Here is a 4,470-nt window from a genome sequence, read left to right as displayed (position 1 = left end):
ACTACGTCGCGCGCAAGTACGGCCGCGACCGCGTCAGCCAGATCATCACCTACGGCACCATGGCCGCCAAGGCCGTGGTGCGCGACTCCGGGCGCGTGCTCGGCTTCCCGTATGGCCTGGTCGACGGCGTCTCCAAGCTGATCCCCAACATCCTGGGCATCTCGCTCAAGGACGCCATGGGCGAAGGCAAGGATTCGGAAATGGCCTCGCCGGAGCTGATCCAGCGCTACCAGAACGAAGACGATGTCCGCGACCTGATCGACCTGGCCCGCCAGCTCGAAGACCTCACCCGCAATGCCGGCAAGCACGCCGGTGGCGTGGTGATCGCGCCCGAACCGCTGGCCGAGTTCTGCCCGCTGTTCGCCGAACACGACGAAGGCGGCCGCGGCCGCAACCCGGTCACCCAGTTCGACAAGAACGACGTCGAAGAAATCGGCCTGGTCAAGTTCGACTTCCTCGGCCTGCGCACGCTGACGATCATCGACTGGGCGGTCAAGGCGATCAACAAGCGCCACGAGCGCGCGGGCATTCCGCCGGTGGACATCACCGCGCTGCCGCTGGACGACGCGGCCACCTACAAGGACATCTTCGCCAACGGCAATACCGGCGCGGTGTTCCAGTTCGAATCCTCAGGCATGCGCCGCCTGCTGAAAGACGCGCGCCCCGACCGCTTCGAAGATCTCATCGCGCTGGTGTCGCTGTACCGCCCCGGCCCGATGGACCTGATTCCCTCCTTCAACGCGCGAAAGCACGGGCAGGAAGAAATCATCTATCCCGATCCGCGCACCGAAGCGATCCTGAAAGACACCTACGGCATCATGGTGTACCAGGAGCAGGTCATGCAGATGGCGCAGATCGTCGGCGGTTACTCGCTGGGCGGCGCGGACCTGCTGCGGCGCGCGATGGGCAAGAAGGTGCCGGCCGAAATGGCCAAGCATCGCGAGATCTTCCGCGAAGGTGCGGCCAAGGACGGGGTCAGCGAGGCCAAGGCCGACGCGATCTTCGACCTGATGGAAAAGTTCGCCGGCTACGGCTTCAACAAGTCGCACGCCGCCGCCTACGCGCTGGTGAGCTACCAGACCGCCTGGCTCAAGCGCCACTACCCGGCCGAGTTCATGGCCGCGACGCTGTCCTCGGACATGGACAACACCGACAAGGTGGTCGGCTTCCTGGCGGAGGTGCGCAACCTCGGCCTGACCGTGCTGCCGCCGCGGGTCAACGCGTCCGCCTACATGTTCGAAGCGTCCAGCGCCGACACCATCCAGTACGGCCTCGGCGCGATCAAGGGCGTCGGCCAGGGCGCATGCGAAGCGGTGGTGGAAGAGCGCCAGCGCGGTGGTCCGTATGAATCGCTGCTGGATTTCTGCATGCGCGCCGAATCGGGCAAGCTCAACCGGCGCACGCTCGAAGCGATGATCAACTGCGGCGCGATGGACGGCCTGGGCAAGAACCGCGCCTCGCTGATGCTGCAGTTGCCTGAAGTGCTCAAGGCCACCGACCAGATCACCCGCGAGAAGGCCTCCGGGCAGAATTCGCTGTTCGGCGCGCCCAGCCCGAAGAGCACCGCGATGCAGCTGGACCTGCCCGAAGCCAAGGAATGGGCACTGGGCCAGCTCCTCGATGGCGAACGCGACACGCTCGGCTTCTACCTGAGCGGCCACCCGTTCGATCCCTATGCCGAGGACGTCAAGGAACTGGTCGGCACCGACCTGGGCATGCTCGAACGCCTGATCCCGCCGGCGCGCCCGAGCAAGGACGGGGAGAAGCGCGCGTGGCGCCAGGAAACCCCGGTGATCCTGGCCGGCCAGGTGGTCGGCGTGCGCCGCAAGGGCGAAAGCCAGGTCTTCATGCAGCTGGAAGACAGCAAGGGCCGCGTGGAGTGCAGTGCCTTCACCGACGGCCTGGCCGAATTCGGCCACCTGATGACCAAGGACCGCATCCTGATCGTCAAGGGTGGCCTGCGCGAAGACGAATTCAACGGCGGCTACGCGTTGCGCCTGCGCCAGTGCTGGGATTACGACGAGGTGTGCGCCAACTACGCCACGCGTCTGTCGCTGCGCCTTGACCTGCGCCAGGGCGACCCGGCGTGGTCGCGCATCAACGCGCTGCTGGACCGTCACCGCCCCGGCCGCACACCACTGCGCCTGGATCTGCTGCTCGGTTCCGAACAGGGACCGGTGGCCGGCATGCTCGACGTGGCCGGCGATACCGCCGTGCGCGTGGACAGCCACCTGGTCGACGCCCTGCGCGCCGATCCCGCCGTGCGCACCCTGAAGGTGCGCTACAGCCCGCCGTGGGCCAACTGACCCGCGCCCTCCGCACTACAGGTACTTTGTTTTGATCAAGCGTTTGACCGTGCTGCTGCTCGCAGCCGTTGCCGTCACCGGCTGTTCCAGCCCGTCCCAGACCTTCGAGATCGACAACCCGGGCGATACACCGTTGACCCTGCGCATCGACGGCAACGAACTGCCAATCGCCGCGCACGCCTCGCGCCCGGTCAAGCTCAAGCCCGGCGAACACCACCTGCAGACCCCGGCGCTGGGCGATGTGCGGTTCATCGTGTACGCGCGTGGCAAGGGCGGCCTGATCAACCCGACCCTGGGCGAGTACGTGATCGCCAGCGAAATTTACGTCACCGACGAAGACAAGCTCAAGCACTTCGGCGCCCCCGGCAACCACATCGAACTGGGCGGGGTCGGCTTCGACGGTCCGTACAGCACCACCCATGCGCTGTTCATCGACCAGGCTTGGACGTTTGGCGTGCGCGAGCCGTTCCCGGACGAACAGACCGTGGCCCATGTGGACGAGACCGGCGGCCGGATCAGCACCAAGATCTTCACCGCCGCCGACTTCATCGCCTACGCCGAAGGCAATGCGGGCCAGCCCGGCGCCTACCGACGCCAGCAGCCGGCCGGCTACCAGCCCCCGCACTACACGCTGGAGGCCGCCCCGACCACGCTGCCGCCGCTGGACCCGGTCTTCGACGCCCATGCCGGCCCCCTGCGTGAGCTGTACGCGCGCTACCTCCGGGCCACCACGGCCGACGCCCAGCTGCAGCTGCAGCAGGAAGCGCTGCAGGCGCAGATCGCCTTTACCGTCGCCACCGCCGCGCTGGGCTCGGGCCTGCCGGTCGACGCCAACAAGGCCTACAACACCTTCGTCGAAACCCGCAGCACCCTGATGGGCAGTGCCGCGCTGGTGGTGCCCTGAGCTGACTGGCGCGCCCCGCCCCGCTGCGCTACCGTCGGTTTCCAGACGAGGGCGTACGGGGCTTTTCGGCGCATTCGGCTACACTTTCCCTCTTTTCTTCACGACGGTTTCCGATGAATCCGAACTACCTCGACTTCGAGCAACCCATCGCTGATCTGGAGGCGAAGATCCAGGAACTGCGCAGTGCCAGCGCAGGCCCTGCGGTCAATGTCGAGGCCGAGGTGCATGCCCTGCGGGACAAGCTGCGCGTGCGCACCGCGCAGATCTTCCGCAACCTGTCCTCGTGGCAGATCCTGCAGCTGGCCCGCCACCCCTCGCGCCCGTACACCGCCGACTACATCCGCATCTTCTGCGATGAGTTCCAGGAGTTGGCCGGCGACCGCGCCTTCGCCGACGACAAGGCCATCATGGGCGGCCTGGCCCGCATCGGTGGCCGGTCGGTGATGCTGATCGGGCACCAGAAGGGCCGCGACACCAAGGAAAAGATCAAGCGCAACTTCGGCATGCCCAAGCCGGAGGGCTACCGCAAGGCGCTGCGCCTGATGAAGATGGCCGAACGCTTCGGCCTGCCGGTGCTGACCCTGATCGACACTGCCGGCGCCTGGCCGGGCATCGACGCCGAATCGCGCGGCCAGTCCGAAGCGATCGCGCGCAACCTGCTGGAAATGGCCGAGCTGAAGGTGCCGGTGATCTGCACCGTGATCGGCGAAGGCGGCTCCGGTGGCGCCCTGGCGCTGGGCGTGGGCGACCGCACCGTGATGCTGGAATACAGCGTGTATTCCACCATCACCCCCGAAGGCTGCGCCTCGATCCTGTGGAAGGACGCCGGCAAGGCCAAGGACGCCGCCGAGCAGCTGGGCATGACCGCCCCGCGCCTGAAGGGCCTGGGCCTGATCGACAAGGTGGTGCGCGAGCCGACCGGCGGCGCCCACCGCAACCCGAACCAGATGGGCAAGCGCCTGAAGGCCGTGCTGCTCAACGAACTGGACGAACTGCAGAAGCTGTCGGTGGACGAACTGCTGGCCAGGCGTTACACGCGCCTGCGCAGCTACGGCACCTACGAAACGGTCTGAGCCGCGGCTCGATCGGCAAAAGGTAGAGCCGACCGTTGGTCGGCTGCCGTTGCGGTTGCCGCAGCAGCCACCTTCCCGGTAGTGCCGGCCGCTGGCCGGCTCCCGATACCGCTGGACACGTTGGGGAGAGCCGGCCAGCGGCCGGCACTACCGGGAAGGTGGCTGCTGCGGCAACCGCAACGGCAGC

Annotated in this window: 3 protein-coding genes; all 3 read left to right on the top strand. The window is 67.1% G+C overall.

Annotation, left to right across the window (positions count from 1 at the left end; all coding sequences use genetic code 11):
• A partial coding sequence (dnaE, locus tag AC1DR7_RS20015; RefSeq protein ID WP_478076649.1) for a DNA polymerase III subunit alpha occupies positions 1 to 2,306 on the top strand: 2,306 nt, incomplete at its 5' end.
• 31 nt (positions 2,307 to 2,337) lie between these two features.
• The gene (locus AC1DR7_RS20010) at positions 2,338 to 3,210 is read left to right on the top strand and encodes a hypothetical protein (protein WP_457319757.1); all 873 of its coding nucleotides are present in this window, start codon (positions 2,338 to 2,340) and stop codon (positions 3,208 to 3,210) included.
• Positions 3,211 to 3,323: 113 nt separating this feature from the next.
• A complete protein-coding gene (locus AC1DR7_RS20005; RefSeq protein ID WP_256776817.1) occupies positions 3,324 to 4,283 on the top strand; it encodes an acetyl-CoA carboxylase carboxyltransferase subunit alpha in 960 nt (319 codons plus the stop codon).
• Positions 4,284 to 4,470 lie beyond the last annotated feature (187 nt).

Source organism: Stenotrophomonas sp. P5_A9 (assembly GCF_056400525.1).
The sequence above is the reverse complement of the archived record's forward strand: the minus strand, read 5'-3'. Positions and strand labels throughout refer to the sequence as shown.

Bases quoted from the DNA above. Each gene is read 5' to 3' on its own strand.
- AC1DR7_RS20005 (WP_256776817.1), top strand. From the start codon at position 3,324: ATGAATCCGAACTACCTCGACTTCGAGCAACCCATCGCTGATCTGGAG.